Origin of the sequence: Pseudomonas sp. NPDC086251, from assembly GCF_044746405.1 — a bacterium.
Taxonomy (GTDB): Bacteria; Pseudomonadota; Gammaproteobacteria; order Pseudomonadales; family Pseudomonadaceae; genus Aquipseudomonas.
The window spans coordinates 7,087-20,446 of sequence record NZ_JBIVBY010000044.1 but is presented as its reverse complement, the minus strand read 5'-3'; the positions used below and the strand labels follow the sequence as shown (position 1 = coordinate 20,446).

The window sequence follows — 13,360 nt, the reverse complement described above, 5'->3', positions numbered from 1 at the left end:
CTCGACAGCTCCTACACAGCTCTTACCTCTTACATAGCTCTTTGCTTTATTCTTCGCCCATCTGCGATTGCAGATAGTTCTCAAGACCGACTTTATCGATCAGGCCCAGTTGGGTTTCCAGCCAGTCGATATGTTCTTCTTCGGACTCAAGGATGTCTTCGAGCAGTTCGCGGCTGCCAAAGTCGCCAACGGTTTCGCAATGAGCGATAGCCACTTTGAGATCGGCGTGACCGGTGCGTTCGATACGCAGGTCGCACTCCAGCATTTCCTGGGTGTGCTCACCGATTTGCAGTTTGCCCAGGTCCTGGACGTTCGGCAGGCCTTCAAGAAACAGAATGCGCTTGATCAGCTTGTCCGCGTGCTTCATCTCGTCGATGGATTCGTGGTATTCGTGCTTGCCGAGCTTGTTCAGGCCCCAATCTTCATACATGCGCGCATGCAGAAAGTATTGATTGATCGCGACCAGCTCATTGGCAAGGATCTTGTTGAGATGCTGGATGACTGTAATGTCGCCTTTCATGATGGGGTCCTGCCCTGTATTAGCTGTCTATAAGGCAGAGTTTGAGCCGCGTAATTAGGAGTGTCAAACCTAAGTTATTGAAACTTAAGTGAAAATTAATCGGAATAAGAATGTTTGTGTTCCGCGTCTAGCGCGTAAGCGATTGATTTCCAGACATAAAAAAACCGGACATAGAGTCCGGTTCTTTGAAATACGGTATTTACGCGGCTGTAAATTCTACAGGGTAGGGAATTGCAGCCTGGGCGGATTGCAGTTTGGTCAGTGTTTCGCGGACCACTTCCTTGGCAAGGCAGGCGCATTTGCCGCATTGGCTGGCGACGCCGGTGGCTTGACGGACTTCCTTATAGCTGCAGCAACCTTCATAGATTGCTTCGCGGATTTGACCGTCGGTAACGCCAGTGCAGAGGCAGACATACATAAGTGAAAACCGTCGCTGGTTGTGACTCAATTGCGATGGATCTTAATGTTAACGAGAATGATTGTCAAAGTGGTTTCTGAAAGCTTTGCGTTATAAGCCCGCGTGACTGACGAACGGTTTTCTTCAAGGCCATCTGCCAGTAAACGGGGCAGCGGCAAATTTGCCCGTCTGCGAAAAACCGTTGAGGACAGGTCAAAAACGCAGTGTATGATGGCCGGTCCTTATGAAGCGGGTGGGTGTCACAGGGCTGTCGCCTGAGGGTGGCAGGCTGGCGCAAACCCGGAACTTCACGTTTATACACCAGGAGATATTCAATGAGCGTACTCGTAGGCAAGCAAGCCCCTGACTTCACCGTACCGGCCGTACTCGGCAATGGCGAGATCGTAGACAGCTTCACCCTGTCCTCGGCCATCAAAGGCAAATACGGCCTGGTGTTCTTCTACCCACTGGACTTCACCTTCGTTTGCCCGTCCGAGCTGATCGCTCTGGACAACCGCATGTCTGACTTCAAGGCACGCAACGTTGAAGTGATCGCCGTGTCGATCGACTCGCACTTCACCCACAACGCCTGGCGCAACACCCCGGTCAACAATGGCGGTATCGGCCAGGTCCGTTACACCATGGCTGCCGACATCAAGCAGGAAATCATGAAGGCCTACGACGTTCAGTCCGCTGACGGCGTAGCGTTCCGTGGCGCGTTCCTGATCGACGACAAAGGCGTTGTCCGCTCGCAGATCATCAACGACCTGCCGCTGGGCCGTAACATCGAAGAGCTGGTTCGTCTGGTCGACGCTCTGCAATTCCACGAAGAGCACGGCGAAGTGTGCCCTGCCAACTGGAAAAAAGGCGACAAAGGCATGACCGCTTCCACCGAAGGTGTTGCGGCTTACCTGACCGAGCACGCTGCGGCCCTGTAAGCCCAAGCGTCAGGCATAAAAAAACCGGCCACCATGGCCGGTTTTTTTATGGGCGGGGGAATCATCCCTGTAGGAGCGAGCTTGCTCGCGATGGTCGTCAACGATAACGCTGCAATCCTGACTCACCGCGGCGCTCGCGCGTTCATCGCGAGCAAGCTCGCTCCTACAAAAAACGTGTCTGCCACCGCAATCAGTCGTTGAAGTCTTCCCAGCCGCCCATTTGCTTCCAGCGATTGACGATGCCGCAGAACAGCTCAGCCGTCTTCTCGGTGTCGTAGCGAGCCGAGTGAGCCTCGCGACCGTCGAAGTCGATATCGGCGGCCTGACAGGCCTTGGCCAATACGGTTTGACCGTAAGCCAGCCCAGCGAGCGTTGCGGTGTCGAAACTGGAGAACGGATGAAACGGGTTGCGTTTCATGTCCAGGCGCGCGACAGCGGCGTTGAGGAAGCCCAGGTCGAAGCTGCTGTTATGCCCGACCAGGATCGCTCGCTTGCAACCGTTGGCTTTCAGGGCCTTGCGGATGCCGCGGAAGATATCGGTCAGGGCTGCTTCTTCACTCACTGCCATGCGCAGCGGGTGATCGAGTTTGATCCCGGTGAACTCCAGGGCGGCTGCTTCGATGTTCGCGCCTTCAAAAGGCTCGACGCGGAAGAAATAGGTGTGATCGGGGTACACAAATCCTTTTTCGTCCATGCCGATAGTTGTCGCGGCAATTTCCAGCAAGGCGTCAGTGGCAGAGTTGAAACCACCGGTTTCAACGTCGACAACGACTGGCAGGTAACCACGGAAGCGCTCGGCCATCGGGTGGCGCGAACCACCTCCGCCGCCTTGACCGTCCTGTTCGTCGTCGAAATGGTCTTCACTCACGCGTGTTCCTCCAGCAGGCGCCAGCGCAGTTTTTCACCGGCGCGCAGCGGGATTACGGTCAGCTCGCCAAATGGCAGGCTGGTTGGGGCGGTCCACTCATCGCGGACCAGGGTAATGCGATCGGTATTCACGGGCAGGCCGTAGAAGCGCGGGCCATTGAGGCTGGCGAAGGCTTCGAGCTTGTCCAGCGCGTTGCGCTGCTCGAAGGCCTCGGCGTACATCTCGATCGCTGCATAAGCGGTGTAGCAACCGGCACAGCCGCAAGCGGCTTCTTTGGCGTGCTGGGCATGCGGCGCCGAGTCGGTGCCGAGGAAGTACTTGTCGCTGCCGCTGGTGGCGGCATCGAGCAGCGCTTCCTGGTGGGTGTTGCGCTTGAGAATCGGCAGGCAATAGAAGTGCGGCCGAATCCCGCCCACCAGCATGTGGTTGCGGTTGTACAGCAGGTGATGAGCGGTGATGGTCGCGCCGACGTTGGCCGAAGCCTCGTTGACGAACTGCACGGCGTCCGCGGTGGTGATGTGTTCGAACACCACTTTGAGCGTCGGGAAACGCTCGACCACACGACGCATGTGCTCATCGATGAAGATTTTTTCGCGATCGAACACGTCGACATCGCCGCGGGTGACTTCACCGTGAACCAACAAGGGCATCCCGACTTCGGCCATGGCCTCAAGTGCTGGGAAGATCTTGTCGATGCTGGTGACGCCAGAGTCCGAATTGGTGGTCGCGCCGGCCGGGTACAACTTGGCGGCGTGAATGAAACCGCTGGCCTTGGCCTCGCGAATTTCTTCAGGCTGGGTGCGGTCGGTCAGGTACAGGACCATCAACGGTTCGAAGCGACTGCCGGCCGGGCGTGCAGCGAGAATCCGCTGGCGATAGCCGTCGGCTTCAGCCGCATTACGCACCGGAGGTACCAGGTTAGGCATGATGATGGCGCGACCAAAGGTGCGCGCAACATCCGCAACGGTATTGGTCAACACGGCACCATCGCGAAGATGAATGTGCCAGTCGTCGGGACGCAGCAGGGTCAGGCGGTCGGACATGAGGGGATTCCAGGCGGGTCAAACTGAGGGGAATGCTACCGGAAAAGACTCTCTCAGGCACTCGCTATCAAGTTTTGCAGGAAGCTTCCGATATCCAACAGGTATGCCGTAAACAAGTGTGTGTCGGTCTTTTTTGTTGTAGAAGCCAGTGGAGCCTCCCGTGCGCCAGCGTTATTTAGCCTTGCTCAGCGTGTTTGCCAGCCTTCCTGCGATGGCGCTCACTTTCCAGACGCGTCTGGAGAGCATCGAGTGGACCGTCGAAGGTGACAAATTCGAGTGCCGCCTGACGCAACCGATCACCGATTTCGGTTCGGGTGAGTTCGTGCGTCGCGCCGGCGAGCAAGCGACGTTTCGTCTGAAGGCCTATAACTCGATGATCGGCGGCGGTTCGGCGACCTTGCTGGCGGCCGCAGCACCGTGGCAACCGGGGCGTGGCGATATCAACCTCGGCTCCGTGCGAATCGGCAGCGGCAATGTGCTGTTCAACAGTTCGCAAGTACAGGCCGGGCGCTTGATCAGCGGCTTGATGGACGGTCGCAGTACAGTCGTGCGGCATTATTCGGGCGACGGCCGGGTGTCGGAAGTGCGTCTATTGCCGGTCAAGTTCAGCCAGGCCTTCAACGACTATCAGGGCTGTGTGGCGAAGCTGTTGCCGAGGAATTTCGAGCAGGTCAAACAATCCCAGATCGGTTTCCCCGGCGAAGGCATCGATCTCGACGCGCAGGCCAAGGCGCAGTTGCAAGTGATGCTGGAGTTCATGAAGGCCGATCCGACGGTCAACCACATCGAACTCGATGGCCACTCCGACAACAGCGGCAATCGCCTGACCAATCGTGACCTGTCGCGGCGTCGCGCCCTGGCCGTCATGGAGTTTTTCAAGGCCAACGGTGTTCAGGAATCGCAGATCACCGTACGTTTCCACGGCGAACGCTATCCACTGGCGCCCAACACCAATTCCGCCAATCGAGCGAAAAACCGTCGAGTCAATGTGCACCTCGCGCGGGTCGCGCCCACCGAACAGCCGGCGCCTCAGGCAACGGTCTCGGCGAGCGCGGCGAAGACCTCCTGAACCGGCTGTCATCGTCGCTCGCTCGACATAATCTGTCGCTTCGTCGTCATAAGCTGTCGCGCCTCTGTAAATTATCCTGCATGACCGGTAGACTTGGCGGCTTTCCGTAGAACCCCGTGGAGTGATGGCATGGCGGACGTAAACAAGGTCGTTCTGGCGTATTCCGGCGGCCTGGACACTTCGGTGATCCTCAAGTGGCTGCAGGATACTTATAACTGTGAAGTCGTGACCTTCACCGCTGACCTGGGTCAGGGCGAAGAGGTCGAACCTGCACGCGCCAAGGCTCAGGCCATGGGCGTCAAAGAGATCTACATCGACGATTTGCGCGAAGAATTCGTGCGCGATTTCGTTTTCCCGATGTTCCGCGCCAACACCGTTTACGAAGGCGAGTACCTGCTGGGTACTTCCATCGCTCGTCCGTTGATCGCCAAGCGCCTGATCGAAATCGCCAACGAAACCGGCGCTGACGCCATTTCCCACGGCGCCACCGGCAAGGGTAACGACCAGGTTCGTTTCGAACTGGGCGCCTACGCCTTGAAACCGGGCGTGAAAGTGATCGCTCCATGGCGCGAATGGGACCTGCTCTCCCGTGAAAAGCTGATGGATTATGCTGAAAAGCACAACATCCCGATCGAGCGTCACGGCAAGAAGAAATCCCCGTACTCGATGGATGCCAACCTGCTGCACATCTCCTATGAAGGCGGCGTGCTGGAAGACACCTGGACCGAGCACGAAGAAGACATGTGGAAATGGACCGTCTCCCCGGAGAAGGCTCCTGACAAAGCGCAATACCTGGAACTGACCTACCGCAACGGCGACATCGTCGCGCTGGACGGCGTCGAAATGACCCCGGCCACCGTACTGGCGACCCTGAACCGTATCGGCGGCGAACACGGCATCGGCCGTCTCGACATCGTCGAGAACCGTTACGTCGGCATGAAGTCCCGTGGCTGCTACGAAACCCCGGGTGGCACTATCATGCTGCGCGCTCACCGTGCGATCGAATCGATCACCCTGGACCGCGAAGTGGCTCACCTCAAAGACGAGCTGATGCCGAAATACGCCAGCCTGATCTACACCGGTTACTGGTGGAGCCCTGAGCGTCTGATGCTGCAACAGATGATCGATGCGTCCCAGGCTCACGTGAATGGCGTTGTGCGCCTGAAGCTGTACAAAGGCAACGTGATCGTCACCGGGCGCAAGTCCGACGAGTCGTTGTTCGACGCCAACATCGCGACCTTCGAGGAAGATGGCGGCGCCTACAACCAGGCTGACGCAGCGGGCTTCATCAAGCTCAATGCGCTGCGTATGCGCATTGCCGCGAACAAAGGCCGGAAGCTTTTCTGAGACCTTTGAGACCGTAACAGGACGTGTGGCCTTGTCGTCGACAAGGTCACACGTCTGAAAGGGGATTTTGCCTGACGTTGCGATGCCGTGTTTTTTCGTGTCCGTAATACCTTCCTGACTATTTGTCCCTTATTGATCTTAAAGCGCGACTGACGGCTGCGTGTCGGTTTACACGTTTTGATCAATGAGCGTCACGCCTTGTGAATTCAAGTTGTAAGCCATGCAAAACGTCATGTTGCTGCGCTTCTTTGTGTGCCTTGACTGTTTGAGTGCGCTTTTCTTCAGTAATAACTCCGATTCGTCACACGTGATGAACACGACCGCGTGCGCCAGCTTTCCCTGTTCTTTCTGAATCTTCTCCATCACTTCACTGAACTGAACCTCTTTGTGCATCCGGCGCGCATCAATGATGTACAGATCCTTTAGCCGCTCGGCCAGGCTGACATGGTGCTGAACCGAAACGGGGCGCTTTGAACCGGCCTCGGCGGGTGGATCCTGGATGTTTCGGGGACGCTGGGCGGGTGGCGAGGGGGCAGTGCTTTCCGAGCGCTCGGCACTGTCCATGACCTTTATGAAGTGCTTTTCTTTTTCAAAGTCGGAAGGCGCATAGAGCGAACGATAATTGAAGTTGAGTGTGATAAAGAACAGAAACAGCAAATAAAAAGGAAAGCTGATCAGAAACCAGATATAGATTTCTCGTTCCTTATTGTCGAGAAAGGGCAGTGAAACGGCTGCCGATGTTTCAGACAGTGTTGCGAATATCGCGATGACGGTCATGGGGTTGGTAATTCTTTTTTTGAGTTTGGTCATGGTTAATGCTCATGAAAGTTGTCTTTTCTCGATGGGTTGAAGTTGAGTTGGATGTCGATTTTAATAGTAGCGTTATTGTTTGCGTTTAGGGCAGGTCTGTTCGCCTTGATGTAAAGTGTTAAATGATTTTTTGATGACTGACTATGTGGTGGTTTTACTTAATTGTCATCGTCTATTCATAATTGAGCATGGCGTTTTTTTTGCTGTAAGAAGAAGTGGATACTTGGCGTGTGATATTTCCGGAATGAACGTTGATACGGTCAATATCGGTTACTTTTGAGCATAACTCAGTCGTCGACTTCCATCGGGTCGCTGCCGCCCAGTCTGTTTATTTGATTTACTGGTCAAAAATCGATACAAAAAACTATTGAATATCGGAAGGCCGGCGCGCTGGAAAATCTTCTGATGCAGAGTATTCGAAGAATTTTTGTAAGATTAATCCGCGTTGTTTGTAGGGAATGTCTCTCGGTGTGGGTGGCCGGGGGGGACGGCATGCCATGGGTGAAACGACTAGGCTATTGTGCGGGCTCTAAAAATTCGAACAGCGAAATTGGACTTGCCCATGAATAAAGTGCTGATCGTGGATGATCACCCCGTCATTCGTCTTGCGGTACGTATGCTGATGGAACGTCATGGCTACGAAGTCATTGCAGAAACAGATAACGGCGTGGATGCATTACAACTCGCGCGTGAACTTATGCCGGATATTGTCATATTGGATATTGGCATTCCGAAGCTGGATGGGCTGGAAGTCATTGCGCGTCTGACCTCGACAGCGATGCCCATGAAAGTGCTGATATTGACTTCCCAGGCGCCCGGGCATTTTTCCATGCGTTGCATGCAGTCGGGCGCCGCCGGGTATGTTTGCAAGCAACAGGATCTGACGGAATTGCTCAGCGCAATAAAGGCCGTGTTGTCAGGCTACAGCTACTTCCCGAATCAAGCCTTGCATACCGTACGTTCCAGCCTGGGCAATGCCAGTGAAGCCGATATGGTGGATCGTCTGTCGGGGCGGGAAATGATGGTGTTGCAGCAGTTGGCCCGGGGCAAGACCAACAAGGAAATTGCGGACGGCATGTTCCTCAGCAATAAAACCGTCAGTACTTACAAGACTCGCCTGCTGTTGAAACTCAATGCCCGCTCTCTGGTCGATCTGATCGAATTGGCGCAGCGCAACGGTTTGGTGTGACGGTCTCAGCGTTTGACGTGGGGTGATGGGGCAGCGTTAAACAGGGTTCGGCACAGAGTAAAAAGCCTCCGTTTCGGGAGGCTTTCAGGTGTCATAAGTCAAAATCGTAATCGGCCAATTGCTTTTGCAGTCGGCGCTCCTCCAGCAGATTGTCGATGGTGCGGCGTTTGCTCAGGTTGGTCTTCGCTACTTCAACCACGGGTTCAGCGTCATCGGCCTCAACAGGGGTGAAGTCGTCTTCTACGTCCAATTGCTCTTTGCCAGTGCTCATTTTGTTACTCCAGGCTAAGACTGCCTTTGGCGCTCCTTATATCGACAATCTCCCGGCGGGTAAAAAAGATTTTTTCAATCGATAAATCAAAAAACCTAATAGCGCCTCAATCGTCCGAGGTCTTTTGCTTGTATTCACATAAATCTTCGATCCGGCAACTGCCGCAGCGAGGCTTGCGGGCCAGGCAAACGTAGCGTCCGTGGAGGATCAGCCAGTGATGAGAATCGAGCAGGTATTGCTTGGGCACAAACTTCATCAGTTTTTGCTCGACCTCGACCACATTCTTGCCTGGCGCGATGCCGGTGCGGTTGCTGACCCGGAAAATATGCGTATCCACCGCCATGGTCAGCTGACGAAACGCCGTGTTGAGCACCACGTTGGCGGTTTTGCGGCCGACGCCGGGCAGCGCTTCCAGCTCCTCGCGGGTCTGCGGCACTTCACCTCCATGGCGCTCAACCAGCAAGCGACAGGTCTCAATCACGTTTTTCGCCTTGCTGTTGAACAGGCCAATGGTCTTGATGTACTGCGAGAGACCTTCGACGCCCAGCGCGTAAATGGCCGCCGGCGTATTGGCCACCGGGTAGAGTTTGGCGGTGGCCTTGTTGACCCCGACATCGGTCGACTGTGCGGACAGAATCACGGCGATCAGCAATTCGAACGGCGAGGAGTAGGCCAGTTCGGTTTTCGGTTCCGGATTGTCTTCGTGAAACCTGCGGAAAATTTCCAGGCGTTTTGCGGCATTCATGGGCAGTGCGTTTCCTCGAAAGCAGTCAGTGTGAGGGCGTTGGTTGGCGCCAGGCCTGCCATGCGGCGATCAGCAATCCCAGCAGAATGAACCCGCCAGGGGCCAGAGTCGCCAGGCGCAAGCCACCGTCGGCGTTGACAACCCAGCCTGGCCAGTCTGCTTGCGTAGCGCCGGCCAGCCACGACAGATGGCTACCAATGGTCCCAGCACCGATGAACTCGCGCAGCAGGCCCAGGCCCAGCATCAACGCGCCGAACAGCGCACACAGGCGCAGGCGATCACGCCACGCGTCCTGGAAAAAACCGCTGTGTTCCAGCACGACGCATTGCAAGGCGATCAATCCGGCGTAGAACCCCAAATGTTGATGCCACGGCAGCGACCAGACTTGCAGAGCGAGTTCGACGCAGCTGGTCAGTGTGGCCGCCAGCAGCACGCCGGCAAGCACGTGAGTGCTCGGCATGAGTCGGGACCGCACGACACCCATACTCACACCAAAGGCACTGATCACCAGGAAGAACATCAGCCACAGGCCCAGCGCGGTCACCAGCGTGTCGGTGGCACCGATCAGCAGGGTCAGCATCAGCGAGTTCTGCAACGTCGACGATTGAGTCATGGCGTACTACTCCCAATCAGTTGTTGCCGGTGTTCATCGAAGTAGCGCAACGCATCATGAATGGCATTAATTGCCGCCCGCGATGTGATGGTCGCGCCCGCGATCTGATCGAACCGTCCCTGATCTTTTTTCAAGGCCCAGCCATTGTCGGCCGGTTCGGTTTGCGATTTGCCAGTGAAAGCCTGAAGCCAGGTATTAGGCCAGTCGGCGATTCGCGCGCCGAGCCCTGGGGTTTCCGATTGCTTGAGGGTTTTGACGCCCAACAATCTACCGTTGGCATCGATGGCGATCAGCAACTCGATGGCGCCGGCGTAGCCCAGGGTCTGGCTGCGCAGTAACACAGCGCTGGGTTGGCCGGCCTTGGTCGCGCGGTAGCCACTCAGCAGCGTGCTGTTGGCCAGGGTCGTGTTTGCCAGCGTGAGCGGTTGCGCCAGCGGCTGATTGTCGTAGCTGTCTGCGGGCAGCAGGTCGAGCAGATTGCGGCTGTCGATCAGCCGTTGTTCGGCGGCAATCCTTGGCGCGCTGGCGTACTGCACGAGGTAAGTCGCGCCGAGCCCGACGCCCGCCAGTATCACCAGGATCACAACGCTCGACGCTCGGCTCATGGCGCAACTCGCTCCTGCCTGGACACGATCAACCGCTCCAGCGCCGGCACGCAGAGGTTCATCAGCAATACCGCAAACGCCACGCCGTCCGGATAACCCCCCCAGGTTCGAATCAGATAAGTCAGCAGGCCCACACCCGCGCCGAACAGCAGTCGGGCACCCGGGCTTTTGGCGCCGGACACCGGCTCCGTGATGATGAAAAACGCCCCGAGCATGCTCGCGCCGGTGAGCAGATGAAACAGGGGCGAGCCATGGGAGTCGGAGCCCGAACCGTTCCAGCACAACAGGCTGATGACGAACAGGCTGGCGAGCATGCCGACCGGCGCATGCCAGCTAAACACTCGCTGTTGCAGCAGAAACGCGCCACCCGCCAGAAAAGCCAGGTTGACCCATTCCACGCCACGGCCGCCGAAGTGGCCGAACGCCGGATTGCCAGCGAACAGCTCGTCCATCGTCAGGCTTTTGTTGATCCGCAGGCTGTCCAGCGCCGTGGCCTGAACCCAGGCATCCGGCGTCGGGCTGAGACTGAAACCGAACACCTGCTGCAAACCGCCGAACAGGTCCATGCCATGGGACGACGGCCAGTGGGTCATCTGCTGGGGAAAGGTCACCAGCACCAGGGCGAAACCGAGCATCGCCGGATTGAACGGGTTCTTGCCGACGCCGCCATACAAGTGCTTGCCGAATATCATCGCGAAGGCCGCCGCACACACCGTCAGCCACCACGGGCAATACGGCGGCAAGGCCAATGCCAGCAGCGTCGCACTGACGAGCGCGCTGCCGTCGCTCAAGGTGGGCTTCAACGCTCGCTTGCGTAGCCGCAACACGGCCGCTTCAACAGCCAGCGCGGTCACGCCCGCCAGCATCAGGTTGATCAATACACCCCAACCATACAACCAGAACAACACCAGCATCCCTGGCACGGTGGCCAGCAACACCAGTTTCATGGCTTGCTGAAGGCGCTCATCCACTGATTCAAGGGGCGACATAGGCATCCACCTGACGCTCGGCTTCCTGCAGACGGGCGCGAGCCTTGTCCATTCGTTCGGCGGGAGTATCGGCGCGCCGCTCAAGTTTACTCACGTCGGCGCGGGCGTAGGCCAATTCGGTTTTCAGCTGTCGAAGCTGGCTGTCGATGGGACGCTTTTCGACACGCGCCAAGTCCGGCAAGGGCTGCTCGCTGGCCGCTTCAGCCGCCTGCAGGGTGTGTTCGGCGTCGCGCAGGGCACACCCCAACAGTTCGATCTGTTCGGCGGGCGCTTCGCTGGTTTGAGCCTTTTTGAGTTCGGCGCGGCGCATGGCCAACTGGATTTTCGCCCGTTTCAGCTCGGCATCCTTCGCCGGAGCGGTGGGCGCCGGTGCTGGTGGTGCGCTGCTTTCCAATTGCGCCAACGCTTGCTCGGCGGCTTCGAACTGCTGTTGCAGGACGATCAGTTGCGACTGCTGCTCGAAGGTCGGCGGATGCCCGAATGCCTTGAGCGACTTGTTCAGTTGCGCCCGGGTCATGGCCAGATCGATCTTGGCTTTTTTCAACGCCGCATCGGCATTTGCCGCTTTCTGTGCGCGAACACGCTCAAGGGCGGCCTGCACCGGGTCGAGCGTTGCTTCACTGGGCTGCGGCGCGGCGCGATGTGCCCGAGCCTGACGTTCGGCAACTTTCTGCTCTTCTTCACGCTGCAGACGGGCGTTGCGCTGTTCGAAACGGCGGCGTGCATGGTTGCGCTTGGCGGCGCGAGCCCGTTGCTCTTCAAGACTGAACGCCAGGCCGCCGACAATCGGCAGCACCGTGTCCAGTGGCAACGGGCGCATCTCGATGCAATCCACCGGGCAGGGCGCCACGCAGAGGTCGCAGCCGGTGCATTCATCGATGATCACCGTGTGCATCAATTTCGCCGCGCCGACAATGGCGTCTACCGGGCACGCCTGAATGCACTTGGTGCAACCGATGCATTCGGCTTCACGGATATAGGCGATCTGCGCCGGGGCGGAACCGCGAGTGACATCCAGTTCCAGTACCGGCACTTTCAGCAGTTCAGCCAACGCCGCGATGGTTTCACTGCCGCCGGGCGGGCACTTGTTGATCGGCTCGCCGCTGGCGATGCCTTCGGCGTAGGGCTTGCATCCGGGGTGGCCGCACTTGCCGCATTGCGTCTGCGGCAGGAGGGCATCGATGCGTTGAATCAGACTCATGTTTTGATCAGTCCGCTGAATCCGAGAAAAACCACTGCGATCAGTCCGGCGCCGATCAGGTCGATCGGCAGGCCACGAAAGGGCAGGGGAACATCGTTATCGATAGTGCGCTGGCGCAAGTCGCTGAACAGACTCAGCACCAGCCAGAAACCCAACCCGGCGCCAAGGCTCAGGGCTGTGGTATGAAAAAATCCTTTGTCCTCCTGGGTGTTGATCAGCGCCAGCCCAAGCACGCCGGCGTTGCCAAGCAGCAGCGGCCAGAGGCTATCGAACGACAGCTTCGGTAATGCCTGTGAAAGCAGCTTCAGCAACGGGCCGATCAGCAGAACGCTCAAGGGTAGAAACACGAAAAGGCGCAGCGAAGTCAGCTCCAGCGGAACCAGCAGCCAATGGTAGGCCGAGTAGCCCAGCACGCCGACGATCAGCATCAGGCACGTCGTCGCAATCCCCAATGCGTGGACCTTGTCGCGCTCGGCACCCAGCAGCGGATCGACGCCCAGCGGCCAGTGCAACACGAGGTTGTTGATCAGGGCAGTGCTGATAAGCGTAAGAAGCAGTTCGGTCATGATCTGGTTACCTGAGCGTCCGTATCCACACATCGTTGGGGCTGATGATTACCCTTTGGGAGCTGTGTAGGAGCTGTGTAGGAGCTGTGGGGGGGGGGGGGGGGGGGGGGGTTTTTTTTTTTTTTTTTTTTTTTATATATGATTATATTGAAAAGGCGGTTTGTGAAGTTGGAAAAGGAGTAGAAGAAC

General features: G+C 57.4%; 16 protein-coding genes. 4 read left to right on the top strand and 12 right to left on the bottom strand.

The genetic code is table 11. From position 1 onward, the window contains the following. Positions 1-46 precede the first annotated feature (46 nt). A complete protein-coding gene (gene bfr / locus ACIPL2_RS31695) occupies positions 47-520 on the bottom strand; it encodes a bacterioferritin (RefSeq protein ID WP_017340571.1) in 474 nt (157 codons plus the stop codon). A gap of 199 nt (positions 521-719) precedes the next feature. After that, positions 720-938: a bacterioferritin-associated ferredoxin gene (locus tag ACIPL2_RS31690; RefSeq protein WP_008155585.1), complete on the bottom strand. Its 219-nt coding sequence runs from the start codon at positions 936-938 to the stop codon at positions 720-722. 314 nt (positions 939-1,252) lie between these two features. Between ACIPL2_RS31690 and ACIPL2_RS31685 the strand changes: the two genes are divergently transcribed. Next, positions 1,253-1,855, top strand: coding sequence for a peroxiredoxin (locus ACIPL2_RS31685; RefSeq protein WP_008155583.1), 603 nt, complete (start codon positions 1,253-1,255; stop codon positions 1,853-1,855). A 190-nt stretch (positions 1,856-2,045) separates the two neighbouring features. On the opposite strand, the gene rnt is transcribed toward ACIPL2_RS31685, so the two are convergent. Then, positions 2,046-2,723: a ribonuclease T gene (gene rnt, locus ACIPL2_RS31680; protein ID WP_033057472.1), complete on the bottom strand. Its 678-nt coding sequence runs from the start codon at positions 2,721-2,723 to the stop codon at positions 2,046-2,048. Then, positions 2,720-3,766: a dihydroorotase gene (gene pyrC / locus ACIPL2_RS31675; protein ID WP_401363770.1), complete on the bottom strand. Its 1,047-nt coding sequence runs from the start codon at positions 3,764-3,766 to the stop codon at positions 2,720-2,722. The genes rnt and pyrC overlap by 4 nt, the downstream gene beginning before the upstream one ends. Positions 3,767-3,926: 160 nt before the next feature. On the opposite strand from pyrC, the gene ACIPL2_RS31670 reads away from it, so the two are divergent. Both ACIPL2_RS31670 and ACIPL2_RS31665 read left to right on the top strand, forming a co-directional pair. Further along, positions 3,927-4,835 (top strand): OmpA family protein, encoded by a 909-nt coding sequence (locus ACIPL2_RS31670; RefSeq protein WP_401363768.1) that lies wholly within the window; start codon positions 3,927-3,929, stop codon positions 4,833-4,835. Between the two features lie 129 nt (positions 4,836-4,964). Beyond that, entirely contained in the window at positions 4,965-6,182 is a 1,218-nt protein-coding gene (locus ACIPL2_RS31665) for an argininosuccinate synthase (protein ID WP_007898502.1), read from the top strand. A gap of 168 nt (positions 6,183-6,350) precedes the next feature. On the opposite strand, the gene ACIPL2_RS31660 is transcribed toward ACIPL2_RS31665, so the two are convergent. Continuing rightward, positions 6,351-6,992, bottom strand: coding sequence for a hypothetical protein (locus ACIPL2_RS31660; RefSeq protein ID WP_401363765.1), 642 nt, complete (start codon positions 6,990-6,992; stop codon positions 6,351-6,353). A gap of 562 nt (positions 6,993-7,554) precedes the next feature. On the opposite strand from ACIPL2_RS31660, the gene ACIPL2_RS31655 reads away from it, so the two are divergent. Next, the gene (locus ACIPL2_RS31655) at positions 7,555-8,181 is read left to right on the top strand and encodes a response regulator transcription factor (RefSeq protein WP_059406296.1); all 627 of its coding nucleotides are present in this window, start codon (positions 7,555-7,557) and stop codon (positions 8,179-8,181) included. Between the two features lie 91 nt (positions 8,182-8,272). Here the strand turns inward: ACIPL2_RS31655 and ACIPL2_RS31650 are convergent, their stop codons facing one another. The 7 genes from ACIPL2_RS31650 to ACIPL2_RS31620 form a co-directional block, all read right to left on the bottom strand. Next, positions 8,273-8,452 carry a PA3496 family putative envelope integrity protein gene (locus ACIPL2_RS31650; protein WP_007898493.1) on the bottom strand — a complete coding sequence of 60 codons (180 nt, stop codon included), beginning with the start codon at positions 8,450-8,452 and terminating at the stop codon, positions 8,273-8,275. 106 nt (positions 8,453-8,558) lie between these two features. Further along, the gene (nth, locus tag ACIPL2_RS31645; RefSeq protein ID WP_401363762.1) at positions 8,559-9,197 is read right to left on the bottom strand and encodes an endonuclease III; all 639 of its coding nucleotides are present in this window, start codon (positions 9,195-9,197) and stop codon (positions 8,559-8,561) included. 25 nt (positions 9,198-9,222) lie between these two features. Continuing rightward, positions 9,223-9,810 (bottom strand): Rnf-Nqr domain containing protein, encoded by a 588-nt coding sequence (locus ACIPL2_RS31640; RefSeq protein WP_401363760.1) that lies wholly within the window; start codon positions 9,808-9,810, stop codon positions 9,223-9,225. Further along, positions 9,807-10,415, bottom strand: a complete 609-nt coding sequence (locus ACIPL2_RS31635) for an RnfABCDGE type electron transport complex subunit G (protein WP_401363757.1) — start codon at positions 10,413-10,415, stop codon at positions 9,807-9,809. The genes ACIPL2_RS31640 and ACIPL2_RS31635 overlap by 4 nt, the downstream gene beginning before the upstream one ends. Then, the gene (locus ACIPL2_RS31630; RefSeq protein WP_401363754.1) at positions 10,412-11,404 is read right to left on the bottom strand and encodes an RnfABCDGE type electron transport complex subunit D; all 993 of its coding nucleotides are present in this window, start codon (positions 11,402-11,404) and stop codon (positions 10,412-10,414) included. Before ACIPL2_RS31630 ends, ACIPL2_RS31635 begins: the two co-directional genes overlap by 4 nt. Then, positions 11,391-12,605, bottom strand: coding sequence for an electron transport complex subunit RsxB (rsxB, locus tag ACIPL2_RS31625; protein WP_401363751.1), 1,215 nt, complete (start codon positions 12,603-12,605; stop codon positions 11,391-11,393). The genes ACIPL2_RS31630 and rsxB overlap by 14 nt, the downstream gene beginning before the upstream one ends. Then, positions 12,602-13,171, bottom strand: coding sequence for an electron transport complex protein RnfA (locus ACIPL2_RS31620; protein ID WP_401363748.1), 570 nt, complete (start codon positions 13,169-13,171; stop codon positions 12,602-12,604). The genes rsxB and ACIPL2_RS31620 overlap by 4 nt, the downstream gene beginning before the upstream one ends. Between the last annotated feature and the right edge of the window lie 189 nt (positions 13,172-13,360).

Coding starts and splice junctions, on each gene's coding strand:
- bfr (WP_017340571.1), bottom strand. CDS start 520: ATGAAAGGCGACATTACAGTCATCCAGCATCTCAACAAGATCCTTGCC.
- ACIPL2_RS31690 (WP_008155585.1), bottom strand. CDS start 938: ATGTATGTCTGCCTCTGCACTGGCGTTACCGACGGTCAAATCCGCGAA.
- ACIPL2_RS31685 (WP_008155583.1), top strand. CDS start 1,253: ATGAGCGTACTCGTAGGCAAGCAAGCCCCTGACTTCACCGTACCGGCC.
- pyrC (WP_401363770.1), bottom strand. CDS start 3,766: ATGTCCGACCGCCTGACCCTGCTGCGTCCCGACGACTGGCACATTCAT.
- ACIPL2_RS31665 (WP_007898502.1), top strand. CDS start 4,965: ATGGCGGACGTAAACAAGGTCGTTCTGGCGTATTCCGGCGGCCTGGAC.
- ACIPL2_RS31660 (WP_401363765.1), bottom strand. CDS start 6,992: ATGACCAAACTCAAAAAAAGAATTACCAACCCCATGACCGTCATCGCG.
- ACIPL2_RS31655 (WP_059406296.1), top strand. CDS start 7,555: ATGAATAAAGTGCTGATCGTGGATGATCACCCCGTCATTCGTCTTGCG.
- ACIPL2_RS31650 (WP_007898493.1), bottom strand. CDS start 8,452: ATGAGCACTGGCAAAGAGCAATTGGACGTAGAAGACGACTTCACCCCT.
- nth (WP_401363762.1), bottom strand. CDS start 9,197: ATGAATGCCGCAAAACGCCTGGAAATTTTCCGCAGGTTTCACGAAGAC.
- ACIPL2_RS31640 (WP_401363760.1), bottom strand. CDS start 9,810: ATGACTCAATCGTCGACGTTGCAGAACTCGCTGATGCTGACCCTGCTG.
- ACIPL2_RS31635 (WP_401363757.1), bottom strand. CDS start 10,415: ATGAGCCGAGCGTCGAGCGTTGTGATCCTGGTGATACTGGCGGGCGTC.
- ACIPL2_RS31630 (WP_401363754.1), bottom strand. CDS start 11,404: ATGTCGCCCCTTGAATCAGTGGATGAGCGCCTTCAGCAAGCCATGAAA.
- rsxB (WP_401363751.1), bottom strand. CDS start 12,605: ATGAGTCTGATTCAACGCATCGATGCCCTCCTGCCGCAGACGCAATGC.
- ACIPL2_RS31620 (WP_401363748.1), bottom strand. CDS start 13,171: ATGACCGAACTGCTTCTTACGCTTATCAGCACTGCCCTGATCAACAAC.